The organism is Symbiopectobacterium sp. Eva_TO (assembly GCF_053848865.1).
The window spans coordinates 19,965-34,961 of the sequence record NZ_JBSPEY010000006.1 but is presented as its reverse complement, the minus strand read 5'-3'; the positions used below and the strand labels follow the sequence as shown (position 1 = coordinate 34,961).

At 52.0% G+C, this 14,997-nt stretch carries 16 protein-coding genes and 4 pseudogenes; 7 read left to right on the top strand and 13 right to left on the bottom strand.

Annotated features, from left to right (window positions below; all coding sequences use genetic code 11):
• Positions 1 to 131 precede the first annotated feature (131 nt).
• On the bottom strand, positions 132 to 1,034 hold the full coding sequence (locus ACWWJF_RS27785; protein ID WP_455871538.1) for a sugar phosphate nucleotidyltransferase: 903 nt from the start codon (positions 1,032 to 1,034) through the stop codon (positions 132 to 134).
• A 194-nt stretch (positions 1,035 to 1,228) separates the two neighbouring features.
• Here ACWWJF_RS27785 and rfbA point away from each other — a divergent pair, with 194 nt between their 5' ends.
• From rfbA to ACWWJF_RS27765, 4 genes and pseudogenes are all read left to right on the top strand, one after another.
• Positions 1,229 to 2,101, top strand: coding sequence for a glucose-1-phosphate thymidylyltransferase RfbA (gene rfbA, locus ACWWJF_RS27780; RefSeq protein ID WP_455871537.1), 873 nt, complete (start codon positions 1,229 to 1,231; stop codon positions 2,099 to 2,101).
• A 139-nt stretch (positions 2,102 to 2,240) separates the two neighbouring features.
• Positions 2,241 to 2,774: a dTDP-4-dehydrorhamnose 3,5-epimerase gene (gene rfbC, locus ACWWJF_RS27775; protein ID WP_455871536.1), complete on the top strand. Its 534-nt coding sequence runs from the start codon at positions 2,241 to 2,243 to the stop codon at positions 2,772 to 2,774.
• Positions 2,774 to 3,631: a dTDP-4-dehydrorhamnose reductase gene (rfbD, locus tag ACWWJF_RS27770; RefSeq protein ID WP_455871535.1), complete on the top strand. Its 858-nt coding sequence runs from the start codon at positions 2,774 to 2,776 to the stop codon at positions 3,629 to 3,631. Before rfbC ends, rfbD begins: the two co-directional genes overlap by 1 nt.
• Before the next feature lie 111 nt (positions 3,632 to 3,742).
• Positions 3,743 to 4,051 (top strand): annotated as a pseudogene (locus ACWWJF_RS27765) (transposase); the annotation flags it as partial.
• Between the two features lie 124 nt (positions 4,052 to 4,175).
• On the opposite strand, the gene ACWWJF_RS27760 reads toward ACWWJF_RS27765, so the two are convergent.
• Positions 4,176 to 5,383 (bottom strand): IS3 family transposase gene (locus tag ACWWJF_RS27760; protein ID WP_455871153.1). Its coding sequence is split into 2 segments (ribosomal slippage): positions 4,176 to 5,062 and positions 5,062 to 5,383, totalling 1,209 coding nucleotides; the frame shifts between segments, so codons are not numbered across the junction.
• A gap of 182 nt (positions 5,384 to 5,565) precedes the next feature.
• Between ACWWJF_RS27760 and ACWWJF_RS27755 the strand changes: the two are divergent.
• Positions 5,566 to 6,483, top strand: a pseudogene (locus tag ACWWJF_RS27755) (IS256 family transposase); the annotation flags it as partial.
• A 98-nt stretch (positions 6,484 to 6,581) separates the two neighbouring features.
• Here the strand turns inward: ACWWJF_RS27755 and ACWWJF_RS27750 are convergent.
• The 6 genes and pseudogenes from ACWWJF_RS27750 to dprA all read right to left on the bottom strand — a co-directional run bounded on the left by ACWWJF_RS27750 (position 6,582) and on the right by dprA (position 10,386).
• Positions 6,582 to 6,839, bottom strand: coding sequence for a DUF1488 domain-containing protein (locus ACWWJF_RS27750; RefSeq protein ID WP_455871534.1), 258 nt, complete (start codon positions 6,837 to 6,839; stop codon positions 6,582 to 6,584).
• Entirely contained in the window at positions 6,836 to 7,663 is an 828-nt protein-coding gene (aroE, locus tag ACWWJF_RS27745) for a shikimate dehydrogenase (RefSeq protein ID WP_455871581.1), read from the bottom strand. Before aroE ends, ACWWJF_RS27750 begins: the two co-directional genes overlap by 4 nt.
• 15 nt (positions 7,664 to 7,678) lie before the next feature.
• Entirely contained in the window at positions 7,679 to 8,248 is a 570-nt protein-coding gene (tsaC, locus tag ACWWJF_RS27740) for an L-threonylcarbamoyladenylate synthase type 1 TsaC (protein WP_455871533.1), read from the bottom strand.
• Positions 8,241 to 8,798, bottom strand: a complete 558-nt coding sequence (locus ACWWJF_RS27735; protein WP_455871532.1) for a topoisomerase DNA-binding C4 zinc finger domain-containing protein — start codon at positions 8,796 to 8,798, stop codon at positions 8,241 to 8,243. Before ACWWJF_RS27735 ends, tsaC begins: the two co-directional genes overlap by 8 nt.
• Positions 8,799 to 8,819: 21 nt before the next feature.
• The gene (locus ACWWJF_RS27730; RefSeq protein ID WP_195316380.1) at positions 8,820 to 9,293 is read right to left on the bottom strand and encodes a DUF494 family protein; all 474 of its coding nucleotides are present in this window, start codon (positions 9,291 to 9,293) and stop codon (positions 8,820 to 8,822) included.
• Positions 9,265 to 10,386: pseudogene (dprA, locus tag ACWWJF_RS27725) on the bottom strand (DNA-protecting protein DprA). The gene ACWWJF_RS27730 and the pseudogene dprA overlap by 29 nt, the downstream one beginning before the upstream one ends.
• A 115-nt stretch (positions 10,387 to 10,501) precedes the next feature.
• Here dprA and def point away from each other — a divergent pair.
• Positions 10,502 to 11,011, top strand: coding sequence for a peptide deformylase (gene def, locus ACWWJF_RS27720; RefSeq protein WP_455871531.1), 510 nt, complete (start codon positions 10,502 to 10,504; stop codon positions 11,009 to 11,011).
• Between the two features lie 25 nt (positions 11,012 to 11,036).
• Positions 11,037 to 11,987, top strand: coding sequence for a methionyl-tRNA formyltransferase (gene fmt, locus ACWWJF_RS27715; RefSeq protein ID WP_455871530.1), 951 nt, complete (start codon positions 11,037 to 11,039; stop codon positions 11,985 to 11,987).
• Between the two features lie 287 nt (positions 11,988 to 12,274).
• Here the strand turns inward: fmt and ACWWJF_RS27710 are convergent.
• From ACWWJF_RS27710 to ACWWJF_RS27690, 5 genes and pseudogenes are all read right to left on the bottom strand, one after another.
• A pseudogene (locus ACWWJF_RS27710) lies at positions 12,275 to 12,532 on the bottom strand (transposase); the annotation flags it as partial.
• Positions 12,533 to 12,596: 64 nt separating this feature from the next.
• The gene (locus tag ACWWJF_RS27705) at positions 12,597 to 13,043 is read right to left on the bottom strand and encodes an HK97-gp10 family putative phage morphogenesis protein (protein WP_455871529.1); all 447 of its coding nucleotides are present in this window, start codon (positions 13,041 to 13,043) and stop codon (positions 12,597 to 12,599) included.
• The gene (locus tag ACWWJF_RS27700; protein WP_455871528.1) at positions 13,036 to 13,377 is read right to left on the bottom strand and encodes a phage head closure protein; all 342 of its coding nucleotides are present in this window, start codon (positions 13,375 to 13,377) and stop codon (positions 13,036 to 13,038) included. Before ACWWJF_RS27700 ends, ACWWJF_RS27705 begins: the two co-directional genes overlap by 8 nt.
• A complete protein-coding gene (locus tag ACWWJF_RS27695) occupies positions 13,374 to 13,673 on the bottom strand; it encodes a head-tail connector protein (RefSeq protein ID WP_455871580.1) in 300 nt (99 codons plus the stop codon). Before ACWWJF_RS27695 ends, ACWWJF_RS27700 begins: the two co-directional genes overlap by 4 nt.
• A gap of 89 nt (positions 13,674 to 13,762) precedes the next feature.
• Complete coding sequence (locus ACWWJF_RS27690) at positions 13,763 to 14,989, bottom strand: phage major capsid protein (protein WP_455871527.1); 1,227 nt, start codon at positions 14,987 to 14,989, stop codon at positions 13,763 to 13,765.
• Between the last annotated feature and the right edge of the window lie 8 nt (positions 14,990 to 14,997).

Below are 14,997 nucleotides of genomic sequence, written 5' to 3'. Positions count from 1 at the left end.
ACGACGGCGACAGACAACGCAAAAGCAGGCGGATATGGTAACTCAGCTTAAGGCATGTGGATAGTGATAGGTCTAAAGAAGAGAAAAGCCCCGCACGATGGCAGGGCTTAGTAGCAAGGTATCAATGCCAATTATTTATTCAGCAATTCTTTGATGCTGACTTTAAACGCATCACCAAACTCAGGATTACGCAAACCATAAGCGACAAATGCCTGCATATAACCGAGCTTACGCCCACAGTTAAAGCTGCGGCCCGCCATCTGCACCGCATCTACCTGATGGTTTTGCTCAATCAGTTCGGCGATGGCATCGGTCAGTTGAATACGGCCCCAGGCCCCTGCGGAGGTTTTTTCCAAAATAGACCAGGCATCCGCAGACAGCACATAACGGCCGACAGCAGATAAATCAGACCCTTCTTCCGGCGGCACTTCCGGTTTTTCGATCATGGAAGTGATGACCGCTGCGTCACCTGCATGGTTCAATGGCTTAGCGCATTCCACCACAGAGTATTCCGGCAGCACTTCATAAGGACGATGTTTTACCAATACCTGGCTATGGCCAGTTTCTTCAAAACGCGCGATCAGCTGTGCCAGATTCTCTTTACTCTGATCGGCACTGGCTTCATCCATCACCACATCCGGCAACACCACCACAAACGGATTATCGCCTACTATAGGACGCGCGCAGTTGATGGCATGGCCCAGCCCCAGCGTTTCGCCCTGACGCACGTTCATAATAGTCACGCCCTTAGGACAGATGGATTGCACATCGGCCAGCAGTTGGCGTTTTTGCCGCTCTTCCAGCAAAGACTCGAGCTCAAAGGAGGTATCGAAGTGGTTTTCAATGGCGTTTTTCGAGGCGTGCGTAACCAGCACAATCTCTTTGATACCCGCATTGACGCACTCATTAACGATTTTCTCAATTACCGGACGATCCACCAACGGCAGCATCTCTTTTGGGATTGCTTTTGTTACCGGCAGCAGGTTCATACCCAACCCGGCGACGGGGATAATCGCTTTCAATGTTGTTGCCATGCATTAACTCTCTTGTTATCCGTTGTCATTTTTCTGCCATCATAACGTGGCTGTGAGAATAAGGTTACACCCAATTACTCACAACGCTATATGAAAGGCGTAACTATTCTTATAGTTCAGACAATTCCGCATCGATATTGTATACTCACTGCCCTACTCTTTACTTCTGGTATAAACATAACGAAGGCTGGCTAATGAAAGGCATCGTATTAGCGGGTGGGTCTGGTACTCGGCTTTACCCCATCACGCGTGGTATCTCAAAACAACTCTTGCCCATTTATGACAAACCCATGGTGTATTACCCGATATCGGTACTGATGTTGGCAGGCATTCGAGATATTTTGATTATCAGCACCCCGGAAGATCTTCCTTCATTTCAGCGCCTGTTAGGTAATGGTAGCCACTTTGGCATCAACCTCAGCTATGCGGAGCAGCCGAGCCCGGACGGGCTGGCTCAAGCGTTCATTATCGGTGAAGAATTTATTAACGGTGAACGCTGTGCGTTGATTTTGGGCGATAATATCTATTTCGGCCAGAGCTTTGGCAAAAAGCTGGAAAGCGCGGTAGCGAAAGAACAAGGCGCAACGGTATTTGGCTATCAGATGACCGACCCAGAGCGCTTTGGCGTGGTGGAATTTGATGACAGCTTTAAAGCGCTTTCCATCGAAGAAAAGCCGCTCAAGCCTAAATCTAACTGGGCGGTGACTGGCCTCTATTTTTATGACAAAGACGTGGTGGAGATTGCTAAACAAGTCAAACCCTCTTCACGCGGTGAATTGGAAATCACTACGCTGAACCAGATGTATCTGGATCAAGGCACGCTTAACGTCGAGCTGTTGGGGCGAGGTTTTGCCTGGCTGGACACCGGCACCCATGATAGCCTGATTGAAGCCTCACAGTTTATTCACACCATTGAAAAGCGTCAGGGAATGAAAGTGGCCTGCCTGGAAGAGATCGCTTTCCGTAAAGGCTGGATCTCGCGTGAGCAAGTGGCAAAAGAAGCACAGCTGCTGAGTAAAACCCAATACGGGCAGTATCTGGCGCGTTTGGTTGAAGAAACACGCTAGTAAGCCGATAACGGGTTACAACGCTCGTGAAAAGCTGATGTTGTTATGCTTAGCAAAAGTGATACTCACCATCCTCGGCATAGGCCGGAGATCTCTGGTGCATAAATTCCACTAACCTTTCCATTATTGAACAAACACTATGCAAGTTATTGATACCCCTATTTTCGGCGCAAAAGTGATTCAACCAAAGGTCTTTGGCGACGCACGCGGATTCTTTTTAGAGACGTTTGAGAAAAACCGTTATCAGCAAATGCTGAATATCGATTTGGATTTTGTGCAGGATAACCACTCGCGCTCCAGCAAAGGCGTGTTGCGCGGGCTGCATTTCCAGAAAACGCGCCCGCAGGGCAAGCTGGTGCGCGTGGTACGCGGCGAAGTTTATGATGTAGTGGTCGATATTCGCCGGGATTCTCCCAGCTATGGCAAATGGTTTGGCGTGATGTTAACGGAAGAGAACAAAACGCAATTTTGGATACCGCCGGGATTAGCGCACGGTTTTGCCGTGCTCTCTGACTTTGCCGATTTTGAATATAAATGCACGGAATATTATCAACCTTCCGATGAAGGCTGCCTGTTGTGGAACGACCCGGATGTAGGGATTGAATGGCCGCTGGAATCGCCGCTGCTTTCTGAAAAGGACAAACTCGGTAAACGTTTCAAGGAGCTGGATTAATGAAAGTGCTATTGACCGGCGCAAACGGCCAGCTTGGCCGCTGTTTTCAAGACACATTACCAGCAGACTGGCAAATTCTAGCTACCGACTCAGTCGAATTAGATATTACTGATCGAGATAAAATTACGGCTGCTGTAATCGCCTTCAAACCAGATGCCATTGTTAATGCAGCGGCTTATACCGCAGTGGATAAAGCAGAAAGCGAAGCAGAATTGGCGGAACGCATCAATTCCACGGGCCCAGCTAATCTGGCAAACGTGGCTGCCCAACATGGTATTCGTTTGGTGCACGTTTCAACCGATTACGTTTTCGATGGTAATGCCAACACGCCCTACACCGAAGAGAGCCCGACCAATCCCCTCAGCGTGTATGGCATCACCAAATTAGCGGGTGAGCGCGCCGTTAGCGCAACTGCACCCAGTGCGATTATCGTGCGCACTGCCTGGGTGTTTAGTGAATACGGTAATAACTTTGTGCAAACCATGCTGCGTTTAGGCAAAGAGCGGGATGCATTAAGCATTGTTAACGACCAGCGCGGTTGCCCCACCTATGCGGGCGATATTGCACACGCGATCATCGCACTGCTACAGCAAAATGCTGCTGGTGGGATTTATCACTACGCGGGTGACAAGGAAGTGAGCTGGTTTGAGTTTGCTCAGGCAATCTTTTTTGTCGCAGTGCAGAACACCGTTTTGACTAAAGCACCGACGCTCACTCCGATCACCACAGCGCAATACCCCACTTTTGCACATCGCCCCGCCTATTCGACGCTTGCTGGGAACAAAATCAAGGGATTGGGAATTGCGTTATCTGATTGGCAACGTGCGTTAGAGAAAACTATTCAGCACGTTGGCTAACCGAGTTTCTCTTACTCGGCCATTTACGCGCTACATTTTGACCCTGTACATAAATTTGTGTAATTGCCTGATTTTGATATGTTCAATCCAACATCAAAAACAGGTTAATTTATGGACGAAAAACAGTTGCAGGCTCTGGCTAACGAACTGGCCAAAAATCTCAAAACCCCTGGCGATCTCAGCCAATTCGATCGCCTGCTGAAGAAAATCAGCGTTGAGGCTGCTCTCAACGCCGAAATGTCCCACCATCTGGGCTACGATAAAAATCAGCCCAAACCGGGGGCCAACTCCCGCAACGGCTATTCCACAAACACCGTGACCACCGGCGATGGCCCTCTGGAACTACGTACTCCGCGCGATCGTGATGGCTCCTTCGAACCACAACTGGTGAAGAAAAACCAGACCCGGATCACCGGGATGTGATCTTGACCCACCATCTCCGGACAGCTTTTGTATCTTAAGTTAACGATGCCCGTTGGCGCCGATATTCTCTTGGGGAGTTGTATCTGATCTTGACCCACCATCTCCGGACAGCTTTTGTATCTTAAGTTAACGATGCCCGCTGGCGCCGATATTCTCTTGGGGAGTTGTATCCCAGCGCACTGTGCGGATGGTTTTCATTGTAATGATTGAACGCCGCTGCAAGGTTCTTCAGCGCTGTTCGCACATCGGGTTTTGGCATGAAGGCGATGTAATCTTCCTTCATCGTCTTCACGAACCGTTCTGCCATGCCGTTACTCTGTGGACTGCTCACTGCTGTTGTGCAGGGCTCCAGATTCAGTTCTCTGGCGAACTTCCGCGTTTCATGCGCTGTGTACGCTGAACCATTATCCGTCAGCCATTGCACTGGTTTATCCGGCAGCGCGCTACCGAAGCGTTTTTCCACCGACCTCAGCATCACATCCTGCACGGTTGAACTGTCATAACCCCTGGTGCTCGCTGCCCAGTCTATGGCCTCCCGGTCGCAGCAGTCCAGTGCGAACGTCACCCGCAGCTTCTCGCCGTTGTCACAACCGAACTCGAAGCCATCTGAGCACCAGCGCATATCGCTCTCTGCTACCGCGATTTTGCCTTTATGCTCCCGCTTCGGACGTTCAGTTTTATCATGCAACAACAGCAGGTTATGCTCGCTCATTATCCTGTAAAGCCGTTTGGCGTTCACCGGTGGAAGTCCCTCTGCACGACGTTGCTTACGCAGGATACCCCACACTCGGCGGTAACCGTAACTGGGCATGTCGCTGATGATACGGAGGATGTCCGATAATATCTCAGCATCAGCTTCGTCATTACGCCGGTTGCTGCGCCTGTCCAGCCAGTCGGCAGAACGGTTAACCCGCAGTGACAGCTGCGCACGCGACACGCTCATGGCGCGGCTGACCAGAGCTATTCCCCGTCCTTTGGCAACAAGGGCGCGTGCGCTATCCATTTTCGCGACTGGCGGTACTCCACTGCTTCTTTGAGGATCTCAACTTCCATCGTCTTCTTACCCAGAAGGCGCTGTAGCTCCCGGACCTGCTTGAGGGCAGTCGCCAGCGCCGAAGCTGGAACCACTTCTTCTGCGGCCGCAACGGCGGTGAGGCTTCCTTCCTGGTATTGCTTCTTCCACTTAAACAAAAGGCTGGGCTGGATGCCATGCAGGCGGGCTACATGGGAGACGTTCATCCCCGGCTCCATTGTCTGCTGAATGATGGCGATTTTCTCTTGCGGAGTTTTACGCTTACGGACTTCTTGCCCTAACAGGATCCCGGTCATTTCAAAATTAGCATGATTGTTAGACATATATCTAAGCCTATCTCTTATCTGGAGATACAGCTACTGTCTGGTGTTACAGGGGGCTACATCACATTTCAAAATTAGCATGATTGTTAGACATATATCTAAGCCTATCTCTTATCTGGAGATACAGCTACTGTCTGGTGTTACAGGGGGCTACATCACGGATCACCGGGATGGATAACCAAATCCTGTCCCTGTACGCCAGAGGGATGACCACCCGCGAGATAGCGTCTGCGTTCAACGAGCTGTATGACGCGGATGTCTCACCGGCGCTGGTCTCGAAGGTCACCGACGCCGTGATGGAACAGGTTACTGAATGGCAAAATCGTCCACTGGATGCAGTCTATCCCATTGTTTACCTTGACTGTATCATCCTGAAGGTCCGGCAGGACAGTCGCGTCATCAATAAATCCGTGTTCCTGGTACTGGGTATCAACATCGAGGGCCAGAAAGAACTGCTGGGTATGTGGCTGGCCGAAAACGAGGGCGCGAAGTTCTGGCTCAATGTGCTGACAGAACTAAAAAACCGCGGCCTGAACGATATCCTCATCGCCTGTGTCGACGGTCTGAAAGGCTTCCCGGACGCCATCAACGCGGTGTATCCGGAAGCCCGCATCCAGCTGTGCATCGTGCACATGGTACGCAACAGCCTGAGGTTCGTCTCTTGGAAGGACTACAAAGCCGTCACACGCGACCTGAAAGCCATCTATCAGGCCGCTACGGAAGAAGCAGGCCAGCAGGCGCTGGAAGCATTCGCCAGCGCATGGGACAGCCGCTATCCACAGATAAGCCGGAGCTGGCAGACGAACTGGAGCAATCTGGCAACGTTCTTCTCTTACCCGGCAGATATCCGCAAAGTCATCGACACAACCAACGCCATCGAGTCGCTGAACAGTGTGATCCGGCATGCGATTAAAAAACGCAAGGTGTTCCCGACTGACGACGCAGTGAAAAAGGTGGTGTGGCTGGCAATCCAGTCGGCCTCACAGAAATGGACGATGCCACTGCGGGACTGGCGTATGGCAATGAGCCGTTTTATTATCGAGTTCGGTGACCGCCTGGACGGTCACTACTGAGAAAGGCATTTACACAGAATCATGTACAGGGTCGAAGAGATCGAGGGTTTACGCTATTCCGCCAACAACTACGCCACGTGGAAAAACGACTATCTGGCTCAGGACAGCGAGTAATATCCCTCAGTGTCATCCTGTTCATTGAGCACCCGAGCTTCGAAAAGATCTTCGATATCCCAGCGGTGCTCTCTGAACAACGCCAGCCAGCTATACGCATCAGTTCCCCCAAAACGCGTCTGAAGTTGCGCGGCACTGATACGACATTCACGCTGAAAACCACCGATCAATACAGGGAAGTAGATCATACGATCCTCTTCGCTCCACGCTTCGCGATCGGGGAACTGGATCGCCTGATTCATGCGTTAAGTACTTTTTTCATCTGTTCGATCACCGGGGTGGTATCTGGCATCACGCCGTTCCAAAGGAAGAACGCGTGTGCCGCCTGATTGATCAACATACCAAAACCATCTGCCAACTGTGATGCCCCCTGCTGCTGGCACCACAATAAAAACGGTGTCAGGCTGGCCTGATAGAACATGTCATAACAGCGCGTAGAGGCCGTGATCAACGAGGCAGGCAGATCGGGAATATCGCCGGCGATCCCTGACGAGGTGGCGTTGATGATCAGATCGAAGTTTTCGCATTCCAGTCCATCCAGTGGCAACGCGTCAATCGGCCCCACCGGCTGAAACAGTGTCGCGAGCACTTCCGCCTTGGCAAACGTCCGATTGGTAACCACCAGCGAACACCCATGGCTTAATAACGGCTGAATAACGCCACGGCTGGCACCACCCGCACCGATTAACAGCACCCGATCCTGCGGTGTCACCAGCGCAAGACGCTGCAAGTCGCTCAGCAGCCCAATACCGTCGGTATTATCCCCCAACAGCCGACCGTCTTCGAGCCGCTTCACGGTATTGACCGCTCCCGCTAACGAGGCGCGTTGGCTCAGCTCATCGACTTCCTGATAGGCACGCTCCTTGAAAGGCATGGTGATATTCACCCCCAACGCCCCTGCCTGAAAAAAATCACGCAGCGTTTGTTCAAAGCTGTCCAGCGGTGCCAACAGGCGTTCATACGTCAAGGGGATGCCGGTTTGCTCAGAAAACAGCGCATGTATCTGCGGCGATTTGCTGTGCGCAATAGGATGACCAAAAACCGCGAATGACGTTACTTCAGACACCGTTATCTCCACTTTTTAACCTTGTCGTATCAGGTTGCCTGTCAAGACATCCCGAATTTCAGACGGATTCTGCCGCCCGGATGTTTCTCCGTGCAGAACAGGAAAGGCCTCACCAAACTGGGTCAGAACCTCTTGTGCCGTGCGGTACGGCGGCAGTCCGGTCAGATTAGCGCTGGTTGACACGATTGGCTTGCCAAACGCCAGGCAGAGCTCACGTACTAGAGGATGCGCACTGACGCGCACCGCCAACGATGAGAATTGCCCGGTCAACCAACGTGGCGTACTCGGCCTGGCCGGCATCACCCACGTTACCGGTCCCGGCCAGGAGGCAAACATCGCTGCCTTTTGCTCAGCGCTGAGCTGGCTGTCATCAATATAGGGGGTGAGCTGTTGATAATCAGCCGCGATCAGGATAAGCCCCTTCTCGACAGGCCGTTGTTTCAAGGCCAGCAGTTGCATCACAGCGGCTTCGCTGTCAGGATCGCACCCCAAGCCGAAAACCGCTTCGGTAGGATAGGCGATGACATTCTGCATTATCAGTTCCTGAATGACAGAAACCGGTTGTTCATTCACTACATTACTCATTGGTATCAATTTCTGCCGTTACCGGCTTTCCACAGGCTTTACTGGCGCAAAAACGTTTGACGCCCTGCGCCGTTTTCTTTTCGAACAATAGTGGATAGTGGCAGGTTGGACACGTTCCCGCCACCGGTTTATGGTTGAGCGCAAATTGGCACTCCGGGTAACGCTCACAGGCGTGGAACACTTTGCCAAAGCGCGATTTACGTTGCAGCAGTTTACCTTTGCCACATTGTGGACAGGTTAATGCGGTTTCATCAGGACGGTCGATGACCTCGGTATGGTCACACGCCGGGTAGTTGCTACAGCCAATAAACATGCCATAACGCCCCTGCCGCAACACCAGCGTCCCCTGACAGTGCGGGCAGAGTTGCCCAGACAGTTCCTTCACAATATGATCATCCGCATTGGCTTTCAGCGGACGAACGTATTCACACTCCGGGTAGCACGAGCAGCCCAAAAAAGGGCCGCGGCGGCTGGAGCGAATCACCAGCGGCGCGCTGCACTCAGGGCAGCACTCCGCCTTTTTATCCGCTATAAGCGCAGGGATTACCATGGTTTATTCTGACTTGTCGGTTTAATGCAAATACTCCTCATCTGCTTCAAACAGCAGATCTTCCATTTGCTGGTAGGCGTTTTCACATCCGGGTAGATTGAACAACACCATGAGGATCACCCATTTAAGATCGTCCAGATCGAACGATAAGGTATCCAGCGCCATCACGCGATCGATCACCATCTCACGCGTTTCAAGATTCAATACGTTGATTTGCTCCAGGAACAACAAAAAGCCCCGGCACTCGGTGTCGAAGCGCTGCTCCTCTTCCTGCGTATAAATGCGCAGTGCATGGGGATCGCTTGCCAAGGCAAAAGGCACTTCTTTGCCTTCCTGCAAATCCGCCAGGCGCTCCAGCCAGTTCAATGCGCTATAGATATCAGCACGATCGAACCCCGCCCGCGTGAGGTCATCAGTTAACGCATCCTGATCAACGCGTAGTTCCGTTTCGTTGTGGATGTAAGTTTCAAACAAGTACATGAGTACGTCGAACATGGCCAGCCCTCCTCAATCGGACATAGCCGCCGGGTACTGCTTCTATCCATCCTGCTAACTCCAGATCCAGCAACTTACCTACTACCTCTGGCACAGGTTGGCCCGCACGTTCAGCGACAACATCAACAGGTGTAACCTCATCTCCTACGTTAGCCAACACGTCGGCAAATGGCAATTCCACATCGGCGTCCAGAGCATAAATAGTTTCATTTTCGCCAAGGGGCAGCCACGATAACCCACTGCCCAACTGTTCAATGATGTCTTTGGGACAGGTAACCAGATAAGCTCCCTGCTGGATGAGCCAGTGCGTACCTTGTGTCATTGGGTTATCCAGCGCGCCCGGTAGCGCTAAGAGATCGCGATTCTGCTCCAACGCACAGCGCGCGGTGACTAAAGATCCGCTGCGCATGAAAGCCTCGACAATCAGCACACCGAGGCTCATCCCACTGATGATACGATTACGGCGGGGAAAGTTGATTGCCCTCGGGGGTTCATTCAGGGGAAATTCGGAGACAACCGCACCGCCTTGCTCCACCAACCGCTCTGCCAATGCGCGATGGCGGCGGGGATACGTCTGCTGCAATCCATTACCCAGCACCGCTACGCTTTTCCCGCCTGCATCCAGCGCCGCCAGATGCGCCACGCCATCGATGCCTAATGCCAAACCGCTGGTGATAACAAAACCATTAAACGCCAGTTCCTGCGCAAAATAGTGTCCCCACTGCGCACCATACGCAGAAGGGTGACGGCTGCCGACCATAGCAAGTTGAGGGGCACAGAGAAGCTGAGGGTTACCACGCACAAACAGTGCCCGGGGAGAAGCAGGTATCTGCCGCAATGATGGGGGGTAACGCGAGTCTGCGTACGTAAGCAGATGGTGAGTCGGTTCCTCCAGCCAGCGTAATACCGTTTCACACTCCCTTTCATCCTGCGTGAGAAATTGCGCGACCTGCTCTTACGACAAGGCCTGCGCGGACAGTACCTCGTCAGTTATCTCTGCCAGCGGACGCAATTGCTCCACCAATTGCACCGTTTTCACCGCGTTGAGGCGTCGCACGTTCATTAACCGCAGCCACAGCTCCACGTCCTGCATGCGTTCATCCTTGTGCCATTGCGCTTTACAGGGCAAATGCTGTCAATCAGAACCGGAAATGTCTAGAATAGATCCAGATACGCTTTCATCAACCGGATAAAGATCGAAATCAACTATGTCAGTTTTGCAGGTATTACATTTTCCAGACGAGCGGCTTCGCACTATCGCGAAACCTGTCGCAGAGGTTAATGCAGAAATTCAGCGCATCGTCGATGATATGTTCGACACCATGTACGAAGAAGAAGGCATCGGCCTTGCTGCAAGCCAGGTGGACGTGCATCAGCGCATTATCGTGATTGACGTTTCCGAAGAACGCGATCAGCGTTTGGTGTTGATCAACCCAGAGCTGCTGGAAAAAGACGGCGATACCGGTATTGAAGAGGGTTGTCTGTCCATTCCTGAAACCCGTGCGCTGGTGCCGCGCGCTGAGCGCGTGAAGGTCAAAGCGCTGGATCGGGAAGGTAAACCCTTTGAGCTGGAAGCTGATGGCCTGTTGGCAATCTGTATCCAACACGAAATGGACCATCTGGTTGGCAAGCTGTTTATTGATTATCTCTCGCCGTTAAAACGCCAGAGAATTCGCCAAAAGCTGGAAAAAATGGCCCGACTAAACGGTCGTCCATAATCTTATCACTACCGCAGGAAACGCCGTGTCCGAAAGCTCCCTACGCATTATTTTCGCGGGTACACCTGACTTTGCAGCGCGCCACCTTGAGGCACTGCTGGCTTCACCGCATCAGGTGGTGGGTGTTTTTACCCAACCCGATCGTCCTGCAGGCCGAGGCAACAAACTGACGCCCAGCCCGGTCAAAGTGTTGGCTGAACAGCAGGGCGTCCCGGTGCTGCAGCCCAAATCGCTGCGCCCAGCAGAAAATCAGCAGCTGGTCGCTGATTTACAGGCGGATATCATGGTGGTCGTGGCCTACGGCTTGATCCTGCCGCAGGCGGTGTTAGATATGCCGCGCCTAGGCTGTATCAATGTGCACGGCTCGCTGCTACCGCGCTGGCGCGGTGCGGCACCGATACAACGCTCGCTTTGGGCCGGAGACGCTGAAACCGGTGTAACCATCATGCAAATGGATGCAGGGTTGGATACCGGAGCCATGCTGCATAAGCTGTCATGCCCGATAACGCCGCAAGACACCAGCGCCTCACTGTACGATCGCCTGGCAGAACTGGGCCCGCAGGGGTTGCTGACGACGCTGGCATCACTGGCGCAGGGAACGGCTGTCGCGGAAAAACAAGATGACAGTCTGGCGACTTACGCCGAAAAACTGAGCAAAGAAGAGGCTAAGCTTGATTGGTCACTCAGTGCCGAACAATTAGAACGCTGCATTCGTGCCTTCAATCCCTGGCCTGTCAGCTATATCACCATTGACGAACAGCCAGTTAAAGTGTGGAAAGCCAGCGCATTGGACACTAACCATAGCGCACAACCCGGCACGATCATCAGTGCAGACAAGCAAGGTATACAGGTCGCTACCGCGCGAGGCGTACTGAACCTGCTGCAACTGCAACCTGCGGGCAAAAAACCGATGTCGGTGCAGGATCTGCTCAATTCGCGTCGCGAATGGTTCACTCCAGGCAACGTACTGGCATAATACACTCATCCATTAAAAGGCATCGCGTCTGCTGTTATGGCAGCAGAGTTAAAACAAATAAAAACCATAAATATCAATACATTGACTGACTTTATCGCTCAAAAAATAGGCGACAATACACAACAAAGCACGACAATACACAACATTTTTATCAATACGTTACCGTCCATTTCGACTTGCAGACTCCCTTCCTTGACGTGACAAATCACATTCACACCACATTTTTACGCCATAACACGGCACATTACGTCACAATCTGTACAGTGCGGCACGTGGGCGTCACAAGACAACCCCATCAGTTTAAAAATCGAGTCAACAAAACCCTGTAACGCCCGGAGCGAAAGGTTAAACACGCGCTTTATCGTCAGAACAGTGGTGATAGCCATATCTGAATAGTGAAGCGGCCTGCAACGATGCTCAGGTGGTGTACTCTCAGTCCATGCAGCAATGGCTGATTCATCTAGGCATACGGTTAGAGAACCGCGCTGCTTGAGGGCCTTGTTATAGGAGGGCCAGTCAGTGATGTTAAAATTTTGTTTTGCCATGGAAACCTGATGTTGAAACAACTATGGTGATCTGATCCGATGATTACCCAAACTTTCTATTTATTCAACAAAGCCCCTCGTCGATAGCGGTATTCATGCGTTTGATAGCCACCTCTGCCGCCAGTTCTTGCGCGGTATCGAACGCAGGGCGTACAAAAGGATGCGCGGGTATATTCACCGTACCCATTTCGACAAAGCGCCAGTAAAACGCGTTGCGCGGGTTTTTCGCCTTCATGGTGTTGTCGCTGTTACCCGTTCGGGGATTCACACCGCGAATATGCACGCCAGATGAGATTTCTCCCTTTCGCCGTGATTTCTGAGTAACCACCACAACGTTTTTACGCATTTTCCCGGTGCGAACCGGGGCGCGGGCGATAACCTCCTCTTTCAACACCTCAGCACCGGCGCGAGTGGCATCACGCAGCACCTTGTTGTTTTCTGCCCGACTCAGCTTTTCCAAATCCTTGGCAATGTCAGTCAGGCCGGAGAAATCAAGACCAAAATCAATCACGCTTCACCCCCTGCTTGCACAATATTTCCAACCGAGTGCACTTACCGTCTGGAATAGGTGGCCCGATAATGTCCAGCGTTAAGCCTTTAAGCGGCCCATTCAGGCACAGTAACCGTGACGCCGCCGATACATCACGGCGGTGGCGCATCCACACGCGGATCGTCGCCTCGGCAGATACCACACCAGAAGCCACCCGCTCACGCCCGCTTATAGGTGCAACCTCGGCCCACACAGTAGCAGCATCAAACCACGTCTTTATAGGCTGACCACCAGCATCGCGGGTTGTGGTGAAGTTCTGGAGGGTGACGCGGTGGCGCATTTTTCCGATGTTCATAGCGGAATAAACCTGTAGGGTTCCAGAATGGAAAAAAATCCGGATGGCAAGCTCTGTGCCTCGCGATTCTCATACCAAAACCCAACCGCAAGCATCAGCGCCAGCTTGATATCCGGCGAGATCACCAGCCCCTCGCTTTCGTTTTCAGGCACCGCAGCATCATATAACTTACGGTTAATATAATTCTCGGCCCTTCCCTTTGCCGCCAAACAGTAAAGCGTAAGCATCTGGTCTTCGGTAGCGTCATCGCTGTCTATTCGGCACTGATTGCGCAATTCATCAATCGTTGGGACCATAGAAAGCACTCCGCCCGCAACCCGTTACCAGATTGCGGGCATAAAAAAACCGCGAATGCGGTCGTCCTGGTTTTTAAGTCGTCTGAGGATTAAGTGTTCTTGCCAACCAGCGCCTTGATGGCAGCAGTATCTTCTAGAACACAATCGAAGCGATGGAAAGCGACAAAGGCGGTCTGGTCATACTCGGCATAACGTTCAACCAGACGCTTTAGTGTCATATAGCTGACGCGTCGGACAATAAAGCGGTTAAAGTCACCGCAGTAAATGAACTTTTTTCCTTTACCGATATCCGAAATCGCCGGATCAATCACATAGGGTATATTGAGCACAGTCGCTGGCGCTACGCCGACAATTTCCGGTAGCCATAACGGGCGCTTCTGGGCATCTTCCATTTCACTGAGCATTTTTAACGTATTATCGTTAAACACCAAACGGAATGTGCCGCCATTTCGATAAGCCGGGTCAATGCTGTGTTTTAACGTCAAAAGCTCCTGCCAGGTAAATTTGTCTACTGCCTCCGTATTCGTCGTCCCGGTCACTGAGGCTTCCAGTCCTTTGGGTTGCAGGGGGGTACCCGCACCGCTACCTTGCACCAGATATTTTGCTTCGCCGCGTCCCAGCCGTTGGGCAATACGAGCAGCCAAGTAACCTTCAATATCAACGCCACTGTCTTGCAATAATTCATTGGAAACTTTAATGATTTTTGATGATAGCTTTTTTGCACCCAGGCTTGCCGTGCCAAAGGTAACATCCCCTTCGCTGACCGCCGTATTTTCTGCCAGCAGTTCCCCCTCTTCGGCAGTGCCATCCGATGTACTCCAGGTGATCGTCTGGCCGTCTGAGGTCGTGAGAATTTGCGCAACGCTGGCAATACCGCCATACGCCTTCATTGAATCGACGATTTTGTTTAACATCACTTTCGGGACGGTATAGCCGCCTTTGTCGTCCTGGCTAGTACCCTGAGCACGTAATTCTTTCAAAGCCTGGCGCTCTTCGCTGGTAAGCTCAGCAAAACCATTGCGAAGGAGGCGATCGAAGGCCGCAACACGCTTTTCCTGAGCCAGTACAGTCGGATCGCCGTTATTTTGCTGCTGCTGACGCTGTTCCTGCTCATTGTCATCAACATACGCCTGATCCTGACGGCGCAACTCTTCTTCACGGGCAATCTGTGCATTCAGACCATCCAGTTCAGACTTTGCCTTGTTCCATTTAGTGCGCTGCTCTTCCGTCCAGGTGTTTTCGCCAATTTTATCGTGCAGTGCACGCATATCAGCAGCGATGGTGTTATGTTTCTGTTTTAATTCATGCAGTTTCATGTCTTTTC